Annotated in this window: 20 protein-coding genes; 7 read left to right on the top strand and 13 right to left on the bottom strand. The window is 40.2% G+C overall.

The genetic code is table 11. The annotated features are described in order from the left end of the window. The first annotated feature begins 61 nt into the window (after positions 1 to 61). Together IYN84_RS01650 and IYN84_RS01645 are read left to right on the top strand one after the other, a co-directional pair. The gene (locus IYN84_RS01650) at positions 62 to 1,534 is read left to right on the top strand and encodes a LysM peptidoglycan-binding domain-containing protein (protein WP_196137424.1); all 1,473 of its coding nucleotides are present in this window, start codon (positions 62 to 64) and stop codon (positions 1,532 to 1,534) included. Beyond that, complete coding sequence (locus IYN84_RS01645; protein ID WP_196138532.1) at positions 1,519 to 1,683, top strand: LysM peptidoglycan-binding domain-containing protein; 165 nt, start codon at positions 1,519 to 1,521, stop codon at positions 1,681 to 1,683. The genes IYN84_RS01650 and IYN84_RS01645 overlap by 16 nt, the downstream gene beginning before the upstream one ends. On the opposite strand, the gene IYN84_RS01640 is transcribed toward IYN84_RS01645, so the two are convergent. From IYN84_RS01640 to IYN84_RS01620, 5 genes are all read right to left on the bottom strand, one after another. Further along, on the bottom strand, positions 1,684 to 2,661 hold the full coding sequence (locus IYN84_RS01640; protein WP_196137423.1) for a bifunctional helix-turn-helix transcriptional regulator/GNAT family N-acetyltransferase: 978 nt from the start codon (positions 2,659 to 2,661) through the stop codon (positions 1,684 to 1,686). Positions 2,662 to 2,828: 167 nt separating this feature from the next. Next, entirely contained in the window at positions 2,829 to 4,229 is a 1,401-nt protein-coding gene (locus IYN84_RS01635; RefSeq protein ID WP_196137422.1) for an HDOD domain-containing protein, read from the bottom strand. A gap of 138 nt (positions 4,230 to 4,367) precedes the next feature. Further along, positions 4,368 to 5,621 (bottom strand): ABC transporter permease, encoded by a 1,254-nt coding sequence (locus IYN84_RS01630; RefSeq protein ID WP_196137421.1) that lies wholly within the window; start codon positions 5,619 to 5,621, stop codon positions 4,368 to 4,370. Then, positions 5,622 to 6,422, bottom strand: a complete 801-nt coding sequence (locus IYN84_RS01625; protein WP_196137420.1) for an ABC transporter ATP-binding protein — start codon at positions 6,420 to 6,422, stop codon at positions 5,622 to 5,624. Between the two features lie 203 nt (positions 6,423 to 6,625). After that, the gene (locus tag IYN84_RS01620) at positions 6,626 to 7,174 is read right to left on the bottom strand and encodes a hypothetical protein (RefSeq protein ID WP_196137419.1); all 549 of its coding nucleotides are present in this window, start codon (positions 7,172 to 7,174) and stop codon (positions 6,626 to 6,628) included. Positions 7,175 to 7,552: 378 nt separating this feature from the next. Between IYN84_RS01620 and IYN84_RS01615 the strand changes: the two genes are divergently transcribed. From IYN84_RS01615 to IYN84_RS01600, 4 genes are read left to right on the top strand one after another with little or no spacing between them, the layout of a single operon-like run. Beyond that, the gene (locus IYN84_RS01615; protein ID WP_196137418.1) at positions 7,553 to 8,299 is read left to right on the top strand and encodes a YIP1 family protein; all 747 of its coding nucleotides are present in this window, start codon (positions 7,553 to 7,555) and stop codon (positions 8,297 to 8,299) included. Positions 8,300 to 8,357: 58 nt separating this feature from the next. Continuing rightward, on the top strand, positions 8,358 to 9,551 hold the full coding sequence (locus IYN84_RS01610) for an efflux RND transporter periplasmic adaptor subunit (protein ID WP_196137417.1): 1,194 nt from the start codon (positions 8,358 to 8,360) through the stop codon (positions 9,549 to 9,551). Next, complete coding sequence (locus IYN84_RS01605; protein WP_196137416.1) at positions 9,535 to 10,239, top strand: ABC transporter ATP-binding protein; 705 nt, start codon at positions 9,535 to 9,537, stop codon at positions 10,237 to 10,239. The genes IYN84_RS01610 and IYN84_RS01605 overlap by 17 nt, the downstream gene beginning before the upstream one ends. Continuing rightward, entirely contained in the window at positions 10,232 to 11,455 is a 1,224-nt protein-coding gene (locus IYN84_RS01600; RefSeq protein WP_210330261.1) for an ABC transporter permease, read from the top strand. Before IYN84_RS01605 ends, IYN84_RS01600 begins: the two co-directional genes overlap by 8 nt. Positions 11,456 to 12,005: 550 nt before the next feature. Here IYN84_RS01600 and IYN84_RS01595 read toward each other — a convergent pair. The 7 genes from IYN84_RS01595 to IYN84_RS01565 form a co-directional block, all read right to left on the bottom strand. Then, a complete protein-coding gene (locus IYN84_RS01595; RefSeq protein ID WP_196137414.1) occupies positions 12,006 to 13,292 on the bottom strand; it encodes a tetratricopeptide repeat protein in 1,287 nt (428 codons plus the stop codon). 20 nt (positions 13,293 to 13,312) lie between these two features. Continuing rightward, positions 13,313 to 13,936 carry an energy transducer TonB gene (locus IYN84_RS01590; RefSeq protein ID WP_196137413.1) on the bottom strand — a complete coding sequence of 208 codons (624 nt, stop codon included), beginning with the start codon at positions 13,934 to 13,936 and terminating at the stop codon, positions 13,313 to 13,315. Between the two features lies 1 nt (position 13,937). Further along, the gene (locus IYN84_RS01585; protein WP_196137412.1) at positions 13,938 to 14,339 is read right to left on the bottom strand and encodes a biopolymer transporter ExbD; all 402 of its coding nucleotides are present in this window, start codon (positions 14,337 to 14,339) and stop codon (positions 13,938 to 13,940) included. Between the two features lie 17 nt (positions 14,340 to 14,356). Then, the gene (locus tag IYN84_RS01580) at positions 14,357 to 14,887 is read right to left on the bottom strand and encodes a MotA/TolQ/ExbB proton channel family protein (protein ID WP_196137411.1); all 531 of its coding nucleotides are present in this window, start codon (positions 14,885 to 14,887) and stop codon (positions 14,357 to 14,359) included. 3 nt (positions 14,888 to 14,890) lie between these two features. Further along, positions 14,891 to 16,270, bottom strand: a complete 1,380-nt coding sequence (locus tag IYN84_RS01575; RefSeq protein WP_196137410.1) for a MotA/TolQ/ExbB proton channel family protein — start codon at positions 16,268 to 16,270, stop codon at positions 14,891 to 14,893. 13 nt (positions 16,271 to 16,283) lie between these two features. Next, complete coding sequence (locus IYN84_RS01570) at positions 16,284 to 17,063, bottom strand: DUF3450 domain-containing protein (protein ID WP_196137409.1); 780 nt, start codon at positions 17,061 to 17,063, stop codon at positions 16,284 to 16,286. A 431-nt stretch (positions 17,064 to 17,494) separates the two neighbouring features. Next, entirely contained in the window at positions 17,495 to 19,156 is a 1,662-nt protein-coding gene (locus IYN84_RS01565) for a sulfotransferase (RefSeq protein ID WP_196137408.1), read from the bottom strand. A 163-nt stretch (positions 19,157 to 19,319) separates the two neighbouring features. Between IYN84_RS01565 and IYN84_RS01560 the strand changes: the two genes are divergently transcribed. Continuing rightward, complete coding sequence (locus IYN84_RS01560; RefSeq protein ID WP_196137407.1) at positions 19,320 to 21,266, top strand: S9 family peptidase; 1,947 nt, start codon at positions 19,320 to 19,322, stop codon at positions 21,264 to 21,266. Positions 21,267 to 21,346: 80 nt separating this feature from the next. Here the strand turns inward: IYN84_RS01560 and IYN84_RS01555 are convergent, their stop codons facing one another. Next, positions 21,347 to 22,990, bottom strand: a complete 1,644-nt coding sequence (locus tag IYN84_RS01555) for a tetratricopeptide repeat-containing sulfotransferase family protein (RefSeq protein ID WP_196137406.1) — start codon at positions 22,988 to 22,990, stop codon at positions 21,347 to 21,349. Positions 22,991 to 23,032: the final 42 nt, after the last annotated feature.

Raw genomic sequence — 23,032 nt, 5'->3', positions numbered from 1 at the left:
TCAAAAAATACTAAATCTGGCTCTGAGTTACCCGAGAAGAATTCCTGTTGAGGTTGGTTCGTTGAATTTGCAGTTTACGCTTAAAATATTATCGATTTGTCTGACAACTCTGTTGTTTTCAGGCTGTAAGACACTAGAGTTTACCGATGCTTCACAACAAACTCAGACAATAGAGCCCGCTGTTATTTCGGAGCCTCTCCAACACAGCAAACCATCCTTCTATGAAGAGATAGGCTTCTGTGCCAGTGAATCAGATCAGGTAGATCCAGAAGCTTACTCTGATGTTTGGGAGCGAGTACAGAAGCAACTGAACTTCGAAATTCCTGATAATCGTAGAGTCAGAGCTCAGAAAAGCTGGTATTCCAGTCATCCAAGCTATATGAAACGAGTAACAGAACGGGCGACACCTTACCTGTTTTACATTGTTGAAGAGCTTGAAAAGAACGATCTACCACTGGAACTAGCCTTATTGCCCATTGTTGAAAGTGCATTTGACCCTTTCGCTTATTCGCACGGCAGAGCATCAGGAATGTGGCAGTTTATTCCCGGAACGGGAAAGAACTTTGGACTTAAGCAAAACTGGTGGTATGACGGAAGGCGTGATGTCTACCTTTCAACCCAGTCCGCGATTCAATTTTTAAAATACCTTAATAAACGGTTTGACGGTAACTGGTTGCATGCACTAGCCGCCTATAATTCAGGCGAAGGCAATGTCAGACGAGCAATCAGGAAGAATAAAAAGCGTGGAAAACCTACTGATTTCTGGTCACTTAAATTACCCAAAGAAACCAAAGCCTATGTTCCCAAACTTCTGGCCTTAGCGGAGATGCTTTCAGAAAGAACAAATGGAGATGAAAACTGGACACCAGTTGCGAATTTACCTGTTTTTGAACGTGTCGCTACCGAAAGTCAGATAGACCTCAGTCTAGCCGCAGCTCTGGCCGATATTTCGATGAACGATTTTTACCAGTTAAACCCGGCATTCAATCATTGGGCAACCTCTCCCAAAGGTCCTCATTACATCCTGCTTCCGCTGGAAAAAGTTGAGACCTTTAAGGAAAACTTAAAAACGATTCCACAAGATCAACGAATATCCTACAAAAAATATACTATAAAACAAGGCGATAGTTTGATCAGTATCGCAAGAAAGTTTCGTACTACAGTTGAATTATTGCGTGAAAACAATGGCATACGCGGCAACCAGATACGAGCAGGAAAATCACTCCTTATTCCAGTTGCATCAGAAGCAAGAAGCAAGTATCACAAAAGCGCTGCACAAAGATTGATAGCTTCCCAAAATACCCAGAGAAAGGGTCAGAAATTAACGATAACAGTTAGTGAGGGGGACTCTTTCTGGGACCTGTCTCGTAAATACAAAGTCAACATTCGTCGCCTTGCAAAGTGGAACAACATGGCTCCGACGGATCCATTAAGAATTGGACAGAAACTGGTAGTTTGGACAGAACAGCCTCAAAAAGTAGCAAGCCTGTCAAGCAGCGATCGTAAAAAACTAAGAAGATTTACTACAAGGTAAGAAGAGGTGACTCCCTGGCCAGAATTGCCGACAAATTCAATGTAAGTCTTGCGAGTGTAAAACGATGGAACAAAACCGCTGGTCGTAAAAAGTATTTACAACCAGGAGACTCTCTAACACTTTATGTAGATATTACCAGACAGTATTAGTTATTGTTCAACGCGATCAGATTGGCCTTCATGGAATACCATATAGATATCTGCTCTGGCGTAATGCGACTGGGTAAAAGGTGGCTCTTCTTCAACAAAACCGAGTTTTGAGTAAAGGTTCAACGCAGGGGTGAGCTTGCGATTTGACTCCAGATATAATTGAGTAAACTCGGTAACCTTGTATTGTTCAATAGCCGCTTTTGCCAACTTCTCTCCTATTCCCAGTCCCTGATAGGACTCGTCGACACTCATTTTTGATAACTCCAGTCTTCCCTGTCCATTGTTTATCAGTGCCGCAGTGCCGATGATCCTGCCATTAAGGCGCGCGAGTAGCACAAAGCCTCCGGGCTCAATGATGTGTTTCTCAGGATTTGACAAAACTTCTTCGTCAATAGACTCAACGTAGAAATATTTCTCCAGCCAATGGCGGTTCAGCCTGTAGAAGTCCTGTCGATAGATTGGCATATAATGGATAATTTCAACCAGCTCTCGCTGACTTTTCTTTTCAAACTCTTCTACCCTGTCGGTCAGTGAACGCTTCTTTAATGCTCTCTCCAGAACACCAATACCGTCAAGCAATGAAAAACCCGTCGTCCTCAACACATTATTAAGCACTTGCTGCAAGCTTTTCCAAAGCGGCTGCAACCGGTCAACCAGCTCATAGCCTTGCGGTGTTAAAGACAGCATTTTCTTTCTTTCATCCAGTTCATCAACTTCAAAATATAGCCAACCACTTTGTTTAAGTTTTTTGCTTATTTGGCTAATCGCGGGATGAGTCTGCCCTAACTGCTCAGCTAAGCTGGTAACTGAGGTTGGGCCGTTTGCCTGAAGAAGCTGCAGTAAAGGAAAACTTCTGGAAGATAAATCAATACCCCGACTTTGATAGAGCTCATCAGTCTGCTTAAATAATAGCTCGCTTGCTCGCTTTAGACGACTCCCCAAGGATAGTAATCCTAAGTCTTCCAATTCCATTTTCATCTGCTGAAACCCCTGCAATATTTTTATCGCGCTACAATAAATATTACATATTACGTAAATACTTACGCTTATACAAGAACTTAGAACTTATGACTCGTGACTCGTGACAGATTTCGCCAAATCACAAAATGGGATATTTAGATAATTAATTGATATTTAAGATGTTCTTACCTCAGCTTTTGGAAAAAAAACTTTGCCTGCGCAACGAAGAGTTCAAAGCACTCCTGTTGATCTGCGGTAATTTCCGGGCCATTCTCTCCATTGTCCGCATATAAACAACCGATAACTTTGTTTTCTACAATTAGAGGCCCCCAGATCGCATTCTTAATACCGGTGCGACGAATTATTTTTTTTATTGTCATGCCGCCTTCTCTAAACTCTGACTGAAGATAAACCTGACGGTTAGTCATTACCTTTTGCTGTACTTCTGGAATTTCTTCATAGCAATTAAAATAGAAATTTTCCTTAGTCTGACTCTTACCCGAATCTATTGCTTGCTTGGCTTTAATACGCTTCTTGTCCCGGCTTAAAAAGGCTCCTATGGCACAAGAAAAACTTCCACCACGCTGAATAGCTTCAAGGATAAGGGGCAGCATTGCAATTAAATCAACTCGTTCCATTGCAACACTGGAAAGTTCTTGCAATATTTCCAGTTGCAATACTTTGTCAACTTCAACTATGTGGTTGCCTTTTCCCACGGGTTTAAGCTTTTGCGGACTTTTAACATCCAGTTTAATGCCGAAACCGTTCAAGCTTTTCTGGGTTTCTTCAGTCGCTTTTTCAAGCTTTTCACTGACCATCTCAGGATCTTTACCCGTATAACGAACAATTGATTTCAAGTGTGTTTTCAATGAGGATTCAATCCCTTGAAGTTCGCATGAATTAGCAAAGCTGTTACCAAGAAGAATACTCCTAACCGGACTAGATTCTGAATAATTCCCCCCCATCAGTTCAGTTATCATTGGAGCTATATTCCAAGCCTGACATAAACCTAACGTTAGGTCGGTAAAGTAGCAACCAATCAAATCTTTCTCTTTACCTGCAGAGATCGGATAAGAGCCATACAAATCTTGCGCAATCTGATCCATTGGATCTAATGAAGAGTAGACAGCTATTTCGCCCAGACTCATCAACAATGAAGAGATAAACACTTCTTCTGAGTTTTTAATACCACTCAGAAGCGCTATTTCTTTAGCCTGAATAGCTGCGTGATACGCTCTTGCTATGAGCGCCTGAATATTCTTCGACGCCCCCTGTTTCAAAAATTGCTCCATTAACAAACAGCTAGCGCAGATCTCTTTGATAGAACGATGTCCCAATACCATTATGGAACGACTAACAGTTCTTATCGCCCTGCCATAGGAATTAAACTGCGCACTATTAGCTAATTTCAGGACTGAAGCGGTCAGATTGGGGTCCTTCAGAATAGTGCGGGCGAGTTCTGATGAGTGAGTATTGGTATACTCTTCAACGTTAGAAAGAGCCTGAATGCTGGCATTGAAACTAGGTATAGACGTTTGCTGAAGTAGCTTTAACCAGGAGTCTTTGTTGTTAGGCGTTTTACTCATCCATCGATTGTTGTTGACTAACATAGAACTAAGTATAGTCGATGATCACCAAGACAAGGTTGTATCCTTGAAAATAGGCACAGAAAACGGCGGTATAATTACCGCCGCAGACACAACGAAGAATAAAAAATGAGAGGATTAATTGCGGAAAAGCACCTGCTCTCGCTGGAACCACCAGTTGCACAATGCTAATAACAATCCAGCAATGATAGTTGTTGAAAGGAATATAACGCCCATCATCCCAAGATCTATCGTTCCCTTAAAAATTTCCTTAATTGCAAGTGCTACATTGGTAATTGGTACTGAAGCCCATACCCAGTCGAGTTTAACACCCGGTAACATAGCCAAAATTAACGGGAAGATAGCAACCATCATAATTGGCGACATATAGTTTTGCGCTTCTTTAAAAGTTCGGGCGTAAATAGAAACACTTAACATCAGTGAAGCAAAAATTGCAGCCACCGGAATCAACATACTAAACATCAACAGAACATCGATAATCGAAACATTCGCCAACGCGGCCATCACTTCCGAAGCCCCTTTACTGGCAGAGGATCCAAGGTTTGCGATAAACATAGGACCGAGAACGCCGGTTACAAGAGCAAAACTTAACAAACTCAGAAATACAGCGAGGAATGAAGTCGTGAAAATAACGGCAAACTTGGAAAATACCAGGTTAAATCGCGAAACGGGGGTCAACAAAAGAGTTTCCAATGTCCCTCTTTCTTTTTCTCCAACACCCAGGTCAATCGCAGGATACATGGCTCCTGATAACCCGACCAGAATTAAAATATAAGGGAGGAATGCACCAAATTTCTCGCCAAAGGATTCTCGCTTGTCGGCGGTTGAGATTTTCTCTAAATCAATTGGTTTGCTGAAAGCTTTACCCTGCTCTTCGGTTAGCCCCAACGACCTGTATCGCTCAGCAAGCAATGAGTCTTTCAATGGCTTTAGCGCATTTTGTACGCGGCTATATATCAGAGCACTAGTTGTTGCTGAATCGTTATATTTAAAACTTACTTTGGCAGACAGCCCTTGTTCGATCGATGTAGTTACATCTTCAGGAATAATGATAGCGAAACGTATTTTTCCTTCATTAATCATAGTATCCACATCATCGGACGCGGACAAATTGACAAGCTTAAAGTTTATATCATCGCCATCTTCATCTTTTTCTCGGGTAAGAACATTTTCTACTTCTGGTAAATATTGACTCCCCACAATGGCAAAATTAAGCGTTTCAACCTTGGCCTTAGTGGCTATTTTGGCCGCCAGGGTCATAAAACCAATCATGATCAAAGGCATTATTAATGTTGGCAATAAAATTGTGAAAATCAGCGTTTTCTTATCCCGAGTTAGTTCTAGTAGCTCTTTCAGATACACTTGAAACATTTACGCAGCCTCCTTTTTTTCAACTAATTTAACGAATACTTCATACAAATTTGCGCTGGAGGACAGTTGTTTAAAATCTTCCAGAGTCCCGCTAAATTGAGTTGTTCCTTCATTAATTAAAACAACACGATCACAAAGTTTTTCAACTTCATGTAAGTGATGAGTGGAAAAAACTACCGGAACATCGCTACCTTTATAGGACTCAATGAAATCCAGAATAGTCTTTGCAGAAATTACATCTAATCCTGTAGTTGGCTCATCAAGAACAATAACTTCTGGTCGATGGATGACTGTTCTGGCAATATTGGCTCGTTGCTTCATACCTGTAGAAAGAGAGTCTGCCTTCTTATCAGCAAAAGAGTGAATATCCAATAAATCAAATACTTTGACTATTTCACTTGCCAGCTCTTCTTCTTTCATTCCGTGAAGGCGTCCAAAGTACTCTACATTTTCCCTTACCGTTAAACGATGATACAGGCTGGTAGTACCAGAAAGGAAACCTATTCGTTTACGCATTGCCAGAGGGTCTGCAACCACATCGTCGCCGTTGATTACTATCTGCCCTGAAGTAGGCTGTAATGCAGTAGAAAGCATTCTCAAACTTGTCGTTTTACCGGCTCCATTTGGACCAAGCAATCCAAGAACTTCACCTGAGTTGCAACTAAAACTTACATCCTGAACCGCGTTAAACCAATGGCCTTCCTCTCTGGGATCCAGAGCGGACCGAGGCTTTTTTTTGTTTTCCTTAATCGTCTTGTTGTCTAGACGGAATCGCTTCATTAAATTTTTGACTTCAAGCATTATGTTTTCCTATATGAATTGCTATGGTCGTTGAGTTTCCACCCTGAATACCGCTCAATCTTACACCGAATCAATCTTGTCTAAGAACTGATTACGTTGTTAGTCAGAAATAATTCCTATTTATTACAGAAATATGCAAAATTTTTCATATATTAAATCATTCGAGCGTTGAGAAGCCAATAACGTAAAAATTACCGATTAACTTAAAGCTTGTTAAATGCGGGATTACAGTCAGTCATTTGCACTAAAACCAAGTCGGCTATTATTATGGTCATTGGCATAAATTCGATGGCAGCCATATATGATTTCGCACGAGAAGCATCATCTTCGATGGAGTACTGTGAAGCTTTAAGTACTGCCGATTTCAGGGCTTCAAATCGTGGTTTAATCGCTACCATTTCATTTTTGCAGCTCTCTAACAAGCTATACTCGTCAAAGGGATTAATCAGACTGGAGCCAAGTTCAACAATTCGACGACTATTGATGTCAAATGTCTCTTTCAGTTCCGTGGGATATTTTACGTCTCTAGCAATTACAGCCCAGTCAGCGTCATTATAATTACTTTTTAAGTTGGCAAGTTTCAGCCGCATGGCCTCACCATTTAGCTCTTGTAATCTCGATACAACTCCATCTACTTTAGCTACAGCATCATTTAAACTATCAATCGTTTCAAACTGTTTGGCTCGAGCATCAGCACTTGAACAAATATCCAAGAATAGAAAAATCCCCAATAAGATTAAGATCCGCTTCATATTTTCATGTCCACTCTCTTAGCTCGACTCGTACAACAGCTGAAATAAAGAAGGAATTCTATCTGAAAGAGAAACATATTGATGGAACTATCAATCAAAAAACTGGCGAGACGAGTGAAAATAGCACCAAAGAACTAATTGTTATCTTAACTAGGGCTTTTTGTTCTATCAAAAAATAGAAAACGGCTTTTTTAAGTTCCAGTAAACGATCAAATGAATGTTAAAAACTCTATTGCTCAAAAAAATGTGAATATTCACAATCATTTCGGGAATAAATTCGATATTAAATCGATTATTGATGTAATAAAAATTTTAAGTTGAAGACTAACAACATAAATCTTCCAGGTTTCGAACTAAATTTTTAACAAGGAAACAACTATGTCCGACAATATTTATTCCACTCCAGCGAGTGAGGAAAAGAAAGAGTCACCTTCTAACTTGACGATTATTTCTAATCTTCTGACATCTCCAGCGCAGGCATATAAGGATATTCAAGCTAGCTACAGCATCTTATTCCCTATCTCTTTATTTTTTGTTCTGATGGTTGTATCAACTTTACTATATATGAACTCGATTGATTTTGAGTGGTTCGTAGAATACCAGGTAGAACAAGCTGGCGCAGATCTTTCAAATGCTGAAAAAGATGCAATGAGAGCTAACCTTACGATGATGTCTCCAATGATTCAAGGGGTAATCGGGAGTGTATTTGCAGTAATTGGCTATGCCATTTTATTCGCACTTTACAGCGCCTATTATGTGATTAACTCCAACATAAGCAATGACGGTTATGACTTCAAACAATGGTTCAGCTTTTTGACCTGGTCATGGATTCCAAAATGTCTTTTACTAGTTATGACTATCGTGATCATTCTACTCTCTGACAATGGCCAAATTACACAAGACTCTCTTAATCCAATTAGCCTTAATGCACTATTTTTTAATCTTAGCCCTGGTACAGGAATGGGCTCTCTTCTATCCAATATAGATCTGGTCACCTTTTGGTCCTGGGCGATTATGGCGATAGGCTACCAGACCTGGACAAAATGTTCGACCGCTAAGGCCTGGATTATCACGCTGCTTCCTTATGTAGTTGTTTACTCAGTTTGGGCTGCAATTGCAGCCTAAACTCGGGTAATTCCCCTGAAGCTAACTCAGCATTACTAGCAACCAAGGCTAAACTAGAATGAAGAAGAATTTAATACTCGTCATTATTTTACTCGCGATAATTGGAATTCCGGTCGCTAAAAAGCTTTTTAAGCCTGACTCAGCCAAGGAAGTAAAAACTCAAGCAGTAGGTAAACGTATTATCAAAGCTTCAGTTTTAGCATCAGGTCAATTGAAGCATGAAAATCAAGTGAAACTTTCAGCTGAAGTAATTGGAAAAGTCAGTAAACTCTATGTAGTAGAAGGACAAAAGGTTTCTAAAGGCCAGGTTGTTCTAGAAATCGACGATCAGGAATACACCTCAGCGCTAGAACAACAAAAAGCGGTTGTCGATCAACAAAAAATAGCCATTGAGAGGCAACAGCTGGTGGTCCTTAATATGGACAAACAGCTTTCAAGAAAACGAAAACTGTTTGAGCAAAAACTGCTGGATAAAGATGCTTATGAATCAGCCCTCCACCAATATAAGGTAGCTGAGGTCGATCTAAAGGTTGCAAGAGAGCAACTTAAACAGTCTCGAGCAGCCCTCGAACAAGCCAATGACCGTCTACTCAAAACGAAAGTAACTTCCCCTATCGACGGCAGGATTACCTCCCTTGATATCAAAGTTGGAGAGACAGCAATAGCCGGAACAACTAATATTGCTGGCTCGTCTCTCATGACAATCGCTGACCCTGACAGTATGCTTGCAGAAATAAGAGTTGACGAAGCTGATATAGCAAATATTCAAGTAGGACAAAATGCTGAAATCATTGCCATTGCTTATGATAACAAGCCAATAAAAGGTCAGGTGTTACAAATAGCCTCTTCAGCAAAACAAGCCCAGGGTCGCCAAAGCTTGAGCTTTGCAGTCAAACTAGCATTATCTGAAGAATCAAAATCCTTGAATCTAAGACCTGGTATGAGTTGTCGAGCGGAAGTTTTCACACGCGGTGAACAAGAGCTTCTGGCGGTTCCGTTAAGAGCTTTGAGAACAAAAGAAGACAATGACTCTGACAGTGTTGAAAACTATGTGTTTATCGCTGATGGTGATTTAGCCAAGAAAGTAGCGGTACAGGCAGGAGTGTCTGATGACAGCTTTCAACAGATTATTGAAGGTCTCGATATAGGGGCTCAAGTTATTACAGGGCCAGACAAGATACTTCGTCACCTCAAAGATGGCGACAAAATATCAGCGACTCTTCAAGATGGAAATAATGATGCCGCTCATTAATCTAATGAATATATGTAAGTTTTACCATATGGGCGACCAAACTGTAAAAGCGCTTGATCACATAAATTTAGCGATCGAAGAAAATGAATATGTTGCTTTTATCGGCTCTTCTGGCTCTGGTAAATCGACTATGATGAATATCCTGGGCTGCCTCGACAAACCAACTGAAGGTGAGTACCTACTCAATGGCAAACAAGTATCTAGCCTAAGCCAAAACCAGTTAGCTGAAATTCGCAATCAGGAAATTGGATTTATATTTCAAAGCTTTAATCTTCTTCCCAGGGCAAGTGCTCTGGACAACGTAATGCTTCCTCTGGTCTACAAGGGGTTAAAATTATCAGAACGAAGAAAGCTGGCCATTGAAGCTTTGGAAAAAGTAAATCTTGCTGACCGAATGGGTCATATACCTAGCCAGCTATCTGGTGGACAACGTCAGAGAGTTGCTATCGCGCGAGCTCTGGTTACCAAACCTTCCATACTTCTCGCGGACGAACCCACAGGCAATCTTGATACACAAACAACGCGTGACATTATGGTGCTTTTTGATGAACTCTATCATGAAGGGCAAACAATCATCATGGTAACGCATGAAGATGATGTAGCCAGTCATTGTCGCCGGGTCATTCGTCTAAGTGATGGCCAGGTCAAGGATGACTACCAAAACGAGAAGGAAAAGTGTTGTGTTTAGTTTAATAGAAAGTTTCAGAAGCGCACTAAACTCCGTGAGGGCTCACGGTTTTCGAAGCTTTCTGACGACTCTCGGCATTATCATCGGTGTCGCTTCCACTATTGCAGTTGTATCTGTAGTACAAGGACTGAGTTATTCTATTAACCAGCAATTCGAAGGTTTTGGTGCTAACTCCATTTCAATTCGCTCCTTTACTCCTATGCAAGAGCGTATGAAAGGCAAAATTGCGCAGATTACAGCAGAAGACGTTGAAGCAATATCCGAACGGGTAGACGGAGTTGAATACATCACACCAACTCTTCAATCACAAACCTCAAGCCCGGTAAAATACAAGGAAAACCAGTTTTTTGCACAGGTAGCAGGTACAACATACACTGCCCAGGATGTTCAGAAAGTTGATATCAAATTTGGCAGGTTTTTATCTTACAGTGACAACAAGTTTCGACGCAAAGTTGTTGTTATCGGCGAAGATCTTCGAAAAGATCTGTCACTACCCGCAAATCCAGTTGGACACTTTGTTAATTATGCTGGGGAATGGTTAAAGATTATTGGTTTAGCCGAGCCGAAAGGTTCACTACTTGGATTTAGTCAGGATAATTTTGCGATCATACCATACACAACAATGCGCGGGCTCAACGGAAATATGATAGAGCCAGATATATTTATTCAGTTGCAACTAAAAGACTTAAATCAATTAGACGAAATTAAATCAAGTATCAAACAAATCTTAAGAAAACAGCACAAGCTGGGTCCAGATGAAGATGATGATTTTAAAATTGAAACTCCTGAACAGCTAACTTCTGGAATATCAAATTTAATAAACACGATGACAATTGTGCTTGGCGGAATAGTCAGTATTTCATTAGTCGTTGGTGGAATTGGCATCATGAATATCATGCTGGTATCAGTTACCGAACGCACCAGAGAAATCGGGATCTGTAAGGCTATCGGCGCTAAGAGACACCATATTTTGCTCCAGTTTCTAATTGAAGCTGTAGTCTTATCAGTTCTCGGAGGAATAGTTGGAATATTAATAGGTTATGGTTTAGGGGTATTGGCCGCAGCTTCGATACCTAACTTTCCGCCAGCTAATGTGCCACTGTGGGCAATCGCACTCGCGTTTGGTTTCTCAGCGTTTGTTGGCATAGTCTTTGGTATATTGCCTGCGGCCAAAGCTGCTAACCTTGATCCAATAGATGCTCTCAGATACGAGTAGAGGAAGCCTACGATTTTTTGAAGTTTACAGACAAAATAGATTTTATTTTATAGAAATTTGTCTCATCGACAGGAACTAAAATAAAGCCTGTTGATGAGCCTTATACTTTTGACATATGCGGTTCAACAAAACAAGACATAACAATAGTTTTATTCAAATCTTCTTAGTGTTAGAAAAATAAATGCCAGGAACTAAGGAATTATTCTCTTAAGAAATTGTTGTCAAATGGCTTAAACTTTAATTCACTGAGTGCTCTAGGAGCAAGCGTCTTTTCCTGATAGAAAGGATGTATTTCAACAAGCAAGCTCCTCTTTAACAAGCAGAGTTTTTACAACAAAAGATAGAGCTACTCAAGTGAAAAGCTTATTGAGTTCTAAGGCTTGGTGAAAGATAGCAGCTATTCTCATATTCGATTCTTGCAAACTAGCAACAATAACAAACTTTAAAGAGAGTCAGATAGAGATGCTTCAAGCTTTAGAATGCTTAAACTATTCTACAGCAAGTAACAAAAAAGCCGCTTTTAAGCGGCTTTTTTGAGAACTAAAACTAACTAACATTTTTCATTACGAATTCTGTCTTTAGCAAAATCAGTCCACTGGCTTGCTCTCTGTCTGTACTTCTTATATTTAGAAGCAGTTTCAAGCACGCTCATTCCAGAGTCACAGCGCCCCATACTAATCAGAGCTACCCCCTTGCGGAAGTGTGCTCTACCAGGATCGTCTAGTTTACCTTTTTGAAGGGCCTTATCATAAGCTGCAACAGCATCTCCCCAACGCTCTTCGTCAGTGAGAAGTTCTGCCTGTTTAAGATATGACTCTCCGGTATCTGAAAGTTCTCCAGTCTTGCCAAAAGCAACAATAGCTTTACTGATTTCATTGCTAATATGGTAATTATTAGCTATTGCTTGCCAAATCTTTTTCTCAGACTTAACAAGCTTTTTATTGAGTCCTTCTTCAAGAACTTTTGCTGCGCGATATGGCACTTCGTTGTATGAAAAAAGTGCCGATAACCACGTATAATCAGTCTCTTTATTGAAACCGCCGTTAAGATAAAACATCTCCATAATTGCCAAAGCATCTTCAATTTTGTCTAATTGAAAATACACCTGAGACAACTGGCGCCAGTAATCTTTTTCAGCAGGAAAGAGAGCGACCATTTCTTTCAGTAAATCTCCAGCCCCTTTAACATCTTTCTTTTCCCAGTGGAATGCCAATAAAGCTTGATAATAGTCTTTCTTTGGCGTCGGTGCAGATTTAACTGCATAATAGGCTGGGCAAAGAGCTTTGTCATAATTACCATCTTCAGAATAGAAAGCGGCAATCATATAATAAGCAGTATCGTCATCTTTAACAGCATTATCAGCCCACTCCAACATCATGTTGAGTGCCTTTTTCTTTTCTCCTGCAGAATAGAGCATAGAAGCAACGTTAATTCGTAACCCTTGAACTCTCTCATGCGGAAGCGTAGTTTTTCCATACTCCAATGCTTGTTTGAAGAAAGGCAATGACTCTACTTGTTTACCTTGCTGTGCATATGCATACGCCAGATTTAAGTTTACAGTTGCCTTTTCATAGTCAGAGCGAACCGTATCCAACAAGCTTTTGAGTCTTTCAACAGCTTCTGCATATTGATCTTCAGCTAGCAGCTCCAAAGCTTTATTAAGCCGCTTGTGAGTTCTCTCATTTAAACCTTGAATAGAAATCTTAGGCGGCTTTTTTGACTTATCGATTAATGGCTTACAGGATTTAGTCGACTGGGTTACTGGTACGGCAAACGCAGACAAACTAAACAAGCTCGCTACAAACGAAAGTAGTAGAACTTTTAAATTCAATTTCATCTTCATGTCAAACCTTATATTTATTCGCCAGTCAGCTTAAATTCCATGGTATAGCGCATATTCGGTTGCTCGATCGCTTTACCATCAACTATTTTTGGCTTGAATTTCCACTTATAAATCGCCTTACGCGCATCTCTCTCAAAAACCCGCTTAGGTTTTGCATCGATAACTTCGATGTCCTTTGGAGTACCATCAGGGGATACCGTAAATTTAAATCGTACCCACCCTTCAATACCTTCCATCGCAGCTTTTCGAGGATAGCGTGGTTGAATCACAACCATTGGGATGGCATCACCGTCAGACATATTGCCTGGGTCACCAGCACTACCCAAATAAGTATCACCAACAACACCAACTGAAAGCTTAGCCATTTTAATGTTCATGTTTTGCGGATTAGGCTTTTGAACTTTACTAATCTTTTGTGTTTGTGGTGGTGGTGGATTCTTCGGTGGTGGTGGCTTCTTCGGAATCCGGCGATCACGAATCTTCAATTCGTCATCAGGCTCGACCATTGTTATCTGAATCGGTGGCGCATCGCTCTTTTCCGGTGGCTCAAGCTCAGTTTTTATGAGAAAAGCCATCAGAATAAAGAGTCCAAAGGTCACACTGCCTCCGATTCCTAATCCAATTAATATTCTTTGCATATCAGTTCTCCGCCGCTACTGAAATATTCTTAACGCCGGCTTTCTTAGCTGCGTCGATTACATCAAGAAGCGTACCTGATTCACTGTCAATATCAGCTTGAATAACCATTGAACTTTCGGGGTTCTCCAAAAGCATGTTTTCGATAGTCGAGCGAACATCGTCCTTTTCGACCTTTCGTTTCAACATGAAGACTTCGCCTTCTTTAGTTATCCCAACAAAAATATTGGCTTTCGGTTTCTTCACGGCTGTTGCAGCTGTTGGTTTCATAACATCTACACCAGCTTCTTTTACAAAAGAGGTAGTAACGATGAAGAAAATGAGCATGATAAACACGATGTCGAGCATCGGTGTCATATCAATCGCCGCTTCTTCCTCTTTTGGTTTTAAACTCTTTTTAGCCATGAAATATGATTCCTTCGCTAGTGATGTGGCATATGGTCAGCTAACTCTTGTGCATGGACATTTGCTGAATACTCAAACTCAAGTCTTGAACTAATAAACAGTCCAGACAACGCAGCAACCATTCCCGCCATTGTCGGGATTGTCGCTTGAGTAATACCAGCAGCCATCATTCGAGCATTTCCTGTACCTGCTAATACCATGACTTCAAATACACCTACCATCCCGGTTACCGTACCAAGGAGTCCTATCATCGGACAAATAGCAACAACGGTCTTAATAAGCAACAGCCCCGAATGAAGCTTTTCATTCATCTGAGAAATCCAGGCTTCACGGATGCGATGAGCTCGCCAAGACGTAGTATCCTTGCGAGACTCCCACTTTGCTATTAGAAGTCGAGCCTGCTTAGGGTAGGTATAAGAAAAATACCAGAGGCGCTCAATAATCATTGTCCACATGACAATAAGCGCCGCAGCGATAAACCATAATACATCGCCTCCCGCTTCAAAGAAGCGAGAAACTGTGTCATATAGGTCTTGAAAAAATAGCATTAATTATGCTCCCGCCTCTTCTTCATGCTGAGCGATTAAGCCAGTGCTTTGCTCTTCAAGTGTGTGAATCAAGCCTTTAGAGATACCTGATACGACACTGTGAGTAAGAATTAATGGTAATGCTGCAACAATTCCCAATACGGTTGTTATCAACGCAGACGAAATACCGCCAGCCATAATTTTCGGGTCGCCCGTACCGTAGAGAGTAATCGACTGGAAGGTTTCGATCATACCGGTTACGGTTCCAAGAAGCCCCATAAGTGGAGCTACCGCTGCGAAGACCTTGATTACTGTGATACCACGCTCTATACGAGGAGTTTCCTTAAGCACAGCTTCATCTAGCTTAAGCTCTAAGTTTTCAACATCGTCATCTTTATTTGCCAGATATACAGCCATGATACGACCAAGCGGGTTATTACCTGGTGTACTTGATTTAGCCTGTGCACGCATCTTGCCTCTTAAGCTCAATAGAGTGAATAGTCTTTCAAGAACTAACAATAAGCCAAGAGCTAAGACGACACCAATCGCAGCACCTACAGGTCCAGCGTAATTCATAACACGCTCAGGCCAGCTTTCACGCTTAACTTCCTGAGTAAGGATATTTCCACGTGAAGGGTCCAAGGCTAGAGGAGCATATGTACCGTTAGCACTGATAAAAGGCTCTACCATGCTTAAGTAGCGGCCTACCGGCTGACGAGTCAACTGCTTGATATCCTGAGATTCGTGGTCGAACACCAAGTATTCACCTTGAGAAACGATATTAAATACACCAACTCGGGTCATATCTCTAGGCTCTGGAGCGCCTTCAGTATTGATAATCTGTCCAGAGAATTTGATTACCTTACCCTGTTCAGTCATCTCTGTTTGCATCGCTTCCCAAAGGCTTCTGATTTCAGGTATTTGAGGAAATTCTTTTGCTTGAGCTAAAGTTTCCAATGCAGTATAGCGTTCAGGTAACTGAGCACTAACAATGGAACGACGTAAACGAGAAGCAGTGTCACCAGCAACTTGACGTACAACACCGACCATCTCGCCCAATGTACCAGCTTTCAGGTGAAGTTCATCTTCAAGCTCAGATAGCTTTTTCTCGTTAGCTTCGTACTGAGCTTTTAAGCGATTCATACGCTCTTCTTCAGCTTGCTTCTCTGCAAGTGCCTGATTCAAAAGACTTCTTTGATTATTTCTGTCTCTTAAGAAAATGGCTTCGCGCTCTTTGTTAACATTAGTTTGACGAATCTTATTTTGCTTAACCATTTGCAAAAGTTCATCAAGTGTTTGTGCAGCAGGCTTCTTAACCGCGCCAATATCTTTCTGCTCGGCAGCAGAAACATTTACTGCAGCGCCTGCCAACATGGCGGCAATAAGGATATTTTTGAATTTCATTTTAATTAGCCCCTTACTTAGCTGTTGGTACAGGTAATTTGATTAGTTCTGGCGCAGCTTGTTTATTAGCCATTTTGATAGCTAACTCGATACCGCGAATATATTCTTTGTCAAGTTCTTCCCATTGACGAGTTTCAGCATTGAAATAACCTGCCGACTGACCATCTAAAGAAAGGAATACCAACATAACACGACCAAATCTCATAAAATCTACGCGAATTTTGCTTCCATCGGCAGCATCAATATCTCCTTGATATGTTGATACAGATTCACCGTAAGCAATTTCGGTTTGGTAGGCTTCTAGAATTTTTCTGTACTTTTCAGAATTAGAGATATCTGCTCTTAACATATTGTTTTTTAAGGCTTCAACTCTGTCTTGACGCTTTTCCAGGTCAAATGGAATGTCCAGTTCAACGAACGCTTCAAGAGAAGCAATCATTTCATTCATTAATGGAATAACGCCGCGCTCAGTGGTATCAATTGTATCCATCTGATTCTGAATAGATACCATCTCTGACTCTTGTGACTGAATCAAATTTTCAAGCTGATTGTTGTATATCTTCAAGCTTTCGATAATGCGTAATGTATTTTTATATTCGGCAGCGAGTTCAATAGTTGTTTCGGCATATCGGTCAATCTTCTTCTGAGAAGACGCTGAAGCCTTTGTTATTTGTTTTTCAATCTTAATAGACTGATCAACCACAGGGTTTGCTGCTGCACTCCCCATCCAGAATGTAGCAAACAATCCTAAGACTGCTGCTTTATTAACAGTAAATTTATAGCGATTAAGCATGTGACTTCCTAATTATTTTTAGGGTTGAAAATAAAAACGGCATTATTCGCAACACTTTTGTGCTACAAACGGACCCAAGTCGATTAAGGGTTTAATTATTATCTAAACTTGGTTAAAAATCCTTAAAGTGCGAGAGAGTCTGCACCTCACGCACGATAAGGCCGACTATAAACATTATGAAAGAACGAGTCAATGGATTATGTCTAAAGATTAGTATCGACTCAAACCGGCTTTTACACTTTAAAAGATGTCATTAAAATCAGACCATTTCGTGAATTTTCCGTGAATAATCGCACCAAATACGAAATTTGACGTAGATTTCTCAACAAATCGACCAACATGGATTGTCCAAATGGAAGGTGGTTAACTATCTCAATTAATACAGCAACACATCTGACCAGTATGTCAAATTCAACTTTTAATCCATACTTTTAAACCATATGAGACTGAAATAGAAGTTTTAACTTATCACTCAAATATGGTTCATAGTTTTTCCAACGCCTAACTGACGTTGTATAAACCTCTTTACGTACCTGTGAAATACTGGCTGTTCTGACAAATCGCTCGCTAGTCTTAAAATTCATGCAATCACTTTCCCACTCCAAGCCAATATTTTTTACCATATTTTGAGCGGTGTCTTCAGGAGCATTGACCATTTGTTCGTAAGGCACCTCATGAATGTCCTCTCCAAACAGACTTCGCCAATGGGCCATTAATGAATCACATTGCTGGTTATAGTGAAAAAAATCTTCCAACGAAGTCGAAAACGTAGATAAGTCATTCAATTGTTGAAAATAAACCGAAAGCCCATTGTCTAATAAATTTCGGGTGGTATGGATGAACTTTGCATCTGGAAATAGCTTTTTTATTAATCCCATGAAGAGAATATTTTCTGGTCTCTTGTCGGTAAAGCATTGGGTATTTATATTCATCGATTGAATCAAATGAATATATCCTTCTGCGCAACCGGAAAGAAAAACATTGTTAATAGCAGGTTTAAGCTTTTCCCAATAGCGGTTAAAATTTTCATAGTAGTGGCGGGTAAAATATTCTATTTCCCCTAGCGCCGTAATTTGACTATGCCGAGATAAAATCTGTTCCACGAGAGTTGATCCCGAACGGAAATGACCAACAATAAATACTGGTTTAACGTCTTCAAGTTCATGATGTTTTCCTAACCAGTCTTTTGAAATTACTTCAACTGAGAGTTTGACAAATTGTTCAATCGTTTTAGGCTCGTATTTCTGAATACGCTCGGCATTAAGTTTATTTGCATACTCATAAGCGGCAAACGCTTTATCATATTGCTTCAGATCGTCTAAGGCTTTTCCTTCCGCATATTTCAGACTTTCCTTGTCGAGCATAGTTGTTTGTGAGCTTCTAAATCGACGATTTATCATTTTTAAAAGCTCATGATCGCTTTCTTTTATTTTTTTTGCGTAGATAACTCGAACAAGCGCCTCAACAAGCTTTGGGTTTAGTTTGATTACTTGTTGATATAGCTCAATTGCTTTGTCCTTGTTTCCTTTTGCCTGTTCCAATGAAGCCAAATTAAATAGTGCTTCGTAATGCTGCGGCTTGATGTCCAGAACCTTATGAAGATAGAAGATTGCCTTTTCCTCCATTCTAAGCTCAACATACATTAACGCTATCAGTAGATAGCATTCACATTGGTCCCTGTAGTCAGATTTTACAGCTAACTCAAATTCTGAAACGGCTTTATCGTAAGTGCCCTGCTTCTTGTACAGCATACCAAGATAGAAATGAGCTTCAGCTTCCTCTTGTTTTAATGCTAAAAAAGACTTTATTGCGCTAATAGCTACCCCGATCTGACCATGGGAGACCAAACCATTACAGAGCTTGCCGAAAAACAGGTTAAAGTCATACTTTTCAATCTTTAGCAGGGACAAAGCGATTTCAATGGCCTTTTCGAATTGTTTCAAATTTCCGTAAAATACTATGGCAAACCTCAACACCGATGAGTTTACCGGGTTATTATCTATCAACTGCAGAAGTCTGGCCTCAGCTGCAGGACGTTCTCCCCCCAAAGCAAGAGCCTCTACCTTTTTTAATTCTTCTTTAAAATCCGCCATTCCAATGCCTTAATTGTCAAAATTCACCTTGAACTATGCTGATTATTCCTGATAATGGACGGTGGAATTTAACATATATGTAAATCTAATACACTATATGTCTAAATGAAGGCCTGTCGGGCCTCAACAATAAAAAACTTATGTCAAACCAGGGAATTAGATAATGAATTTAAACCGCATTCTCATTGTGCTGCTTTTCGTTTTTACGAGCAATCTCGTTAATGCGAAAGACAGCCAATCACTTATCCCCGTTGAGCACTTTGCTAAGCATGCTCAATATATGAATATCAAAATATCTCCAGATGGAAAGCATCTAGCTTTTAACTATCGAGATGGTACCCAAGTCAAACTTGCCGTTCTGAATAGAAAATCCAAAGAAATCACTGCAATGTTTGAGTTCGGCGAATGGAAACAGGTTTTGGGTTTCCATTGGGGTAACAATGAACGAGTCCTGATGGAGGTTCAAAAGCGTGTCGGATACCTGGATAAAAAGGGCGGTGCACGGCACCTATACGCGGCCAACATTGACGGAACACATAGAAAGCAGATTTTTACAACTCAAAGATCTGGCTACAATCTGGCTTCCCTGTATGAAGAAGATCCAAAGAATGTTCTGATCATTAAATCTCACTCTGCAGACTATGACCCTGTTCATGAGACATCTAGCGTTAAAGCTGCCAAGCTAAACATTTATACGGGAAAAGTCCGAGTGTTAAGTGGCCAGCCGAAAGAAGACGTAAGTAACGTCTTACTGGACAGTAATGATGAAATGCGTGTTGCAGTTCAATACATTACTGACAAAGAAAAATTTGGTTGGGGTGAATACAAGATCTACATCAAGGAGCCCGGAAAGGACTTCTGGAAAGAGTCTGCGCTTTCTGAACATACAAATGCCAGGCTAGGATTCAGAGGTTTATCCAAAGATGGTACCGTTGCCTACATTACAAGTGACAAAGAGTCCAAAAATAAAACATCCGAGCTTTATGCCTATAACCTGATTAGTGGCGAAAAGACTAAGGTCTTTTCAAGTGAACTGGTCGATGTTGGAGGACTTATAACTTCAGAAGAAGAATCGATACTTGGCTTCCGCTACAGCCCAAATTATAACGAAGTTGTTTTTCTGGACAAAGAACACCGAGAGTCCAAAGCTCTAGCGGCGCTGATGAAAGCATTTCCAGGTTCTGATGTGGGCTTTACCAGCTACACAGAAAATGGAGATCAGGCTGTTGTTTCAGTATCCAGCGATATAAACCCTGGCGACTTTTATTTGTTTAACTTTAAAGATAACGCTTTGAAGTATCTTGCAAGCAGGTCTTCCTGGATTGACCCTAAAAAAATGGCACAAATGCTTCCTATCGAGTATACAGCTAGAGATGGTGTAAAAATTCAGGGCTACCTGACACTACCTAAGGGCCAGGATAAAAACTTACCACTAATCATTAATCCTCATGGTGGCCCTCATGGACCAAGAGATAACTGGGGTTACAACCCAGATGTACAGTTTCTCGCTAACCGTGGATATGCAGTACTGCAAATGAATTTCAGAGGTTCTGGCGGCTACGGTAGAGCATTTGAAGAGTCTGGCTATCGTAAATGGGGTAGAGAAATGCAGGACGATGTTACCGACGCTACTCTTTGGGCAATCGAAACCGGTATTGCAAACCCAGAAAAGATTTGTATCTATGGTGGAAGCTATGGTGGCTACGCGACGCTTATGGGCGTTGTCAAAGAGCCTGATTTGTATAAGTGTGGTCTAGGTTATGTCGGCGTATATGATCTAGAAACTATGTTCACTGCTGGAGACATCCCAACTAGAGAAAGTGGTGTTAGGTTCCTGCAACATGTATTAGGCGAAGATAAAGATGAGCTCAGAGCTAACTCTCCTGCTAGAAATGTTGAAAAGATTAAAGCAGCACTATTCATCGCACACGGTCGAGAAGATGTCCGAGTTCCGATGGAACAGTATGATGTTTTAATTGATGCTCTGGACAAAGCCAAAATACCATATGAGTCCATGGTACGTGACGAAGGTCATGGCTATCAGAAAATTAAAAACAGAATTGATTTCTATGTTGCTATGGAAAAGTTCTTTGCGAAACATCTGAAATAAGAACCAGCCAGTCAAAAAAGCCTCTTGTATAAGAGGCTTTTTTTATCTAACTGCTCAAAATTACACGAAGTATTTCCTAGTCAAGGTTCAATCGCCGCCAATTCTGCGTCGCTCAGGAAAGGCCTATAATTATCAATACGATTTACCGATGATCGATATAGGGGCTTCTTCACTTGTACTGTACTTGCCGTTCGAGCATAAGTTGTACTTTGATGAAAGTTAAGACACTGCTCCTGATAATCCAGGCCAAGGAAAGACAACATCTTTTCGGTTTGAGTCTTGCAATCATCCACAACATCTTCATAGTTAATTTCAAGGATGGCATCACCGTGCTCTTCTTTCCATCGAGCCAAAGCTTTTTGAAGAACTGAGTCATATTCTCTAATACTTTGAAAGTCAGATGAATAATTAACCAAGCTATCCAGATGTTGAAAATAGGTAGAAAGCGTTATGTCAGCAATATTTCTATTAGATACGATAAACTTTGCTCTAGGGAATATTTTCTTTATTAATCCAATAAACATCCAGTTGTCTGGACGCTTATCAATCACCATGCACTGCGGTGACGATAAAGTAGAAAACAATGCTTCATATTGTTTGTGTAGTTTTTCAAGCGCAATGCTGTCGACCAATAGCTCTTTACCAACATATTGCCTGATTAGCTCAGGAAAATAATTTAACTCTCCAAGAGCCTCTACCTGGCTATGAGCACCGACTATATGCTCTATTAGCGTTGAGCCAGATCGAGGGTGGCCAATTACAAACAAAATCTCTCTTTCCATTTCAGGAAAGCCCTGAGAAATGTCAGTTGACGACAACTCGAAAATTTTCTCCATGAAACTGTTAAAATTCTCTTTCGAAAATCGTCCTCGTCTATTTAAGATCATTTCATTGGCACTTCGATAATAGTCCAAAGCCTTTCTGTAATCTTTAAGATCATCAAAGACTTTACCCAAAGCAAAATACAATCCCTCTTTATCCAGTGGTTTTACATTAGCAGACCGAACTCTTCGCTTTAATTTCTTTATTATTGGATCACTATGTGAATCAATTTTTTTTGCATAGGCCAATCTTGTCCAGGATAAATCCATGGAAGGATCTTGCGCTACTATTTGCTCATATATATTAATAGCTCGGCTAGTGTTACCCAAAGAAAGATACAATCCAGCTAACTCATGTTTTACCAACTTATCCGCCGGTTGAAGCTCTAATAGACTCTCCAAAAGCTCAATCGACTTAGCTTCATTTCTTAACTCTTTATGAATTAAAGCCAAATACTTATAACATTCAATAATTTCTTTTGTGTGTTTCTTAGCGCAAGAAATTTTTTCGAAGAAAGACTTTGCTCGCTCATAATCCTTCAGGTGATATAAAACGATCCCTGTTTTGCATAAATACTTTTCATTATCCGGCGTAATCTCTAAAATTTTTTTGAGTTGCTCGTAAGACTTATCTAATTGATTCAATTTAAAATAGGTATTTGCCGTGAGTTCTATTTGTTGGACGGTCAAGCCGTTTCTTTTCGATAAAATATCAAGAGCTAAAATAATGTTCTGTTTATCTCCTAACAATAGACTCGTTTGAATGAGTAAATCTATTGCACTATTCTCTAAGCTTTCGTGAGTTTCATAGTTAGAAACATAATCATATATAGTATGAAATGCTTCTTTATTTTGTCCTGAAGCAAGTAAACGATTAACTTCTTCTGTTTTATTAAAATGCATTGAGATTAATTTCAGTTAAAAAATTGTTCAAAAAAGGTACTC

The organism is Aliikangiella sp. G2MR2-5 (assembly GCF_015687155.1).
In the GTDB taxonomy this organism is placed as follows: Bacteria; Pseudomonadota; Gammaproteobacteria; order Enterobacterales; family Kangiellaceae; genus Aliikangiella.
The sequence above is the reverse complement of the archived record's forward strand: the minus strand, read 5'-3'. Positions and strand labels throughout refer to the sequence as shown.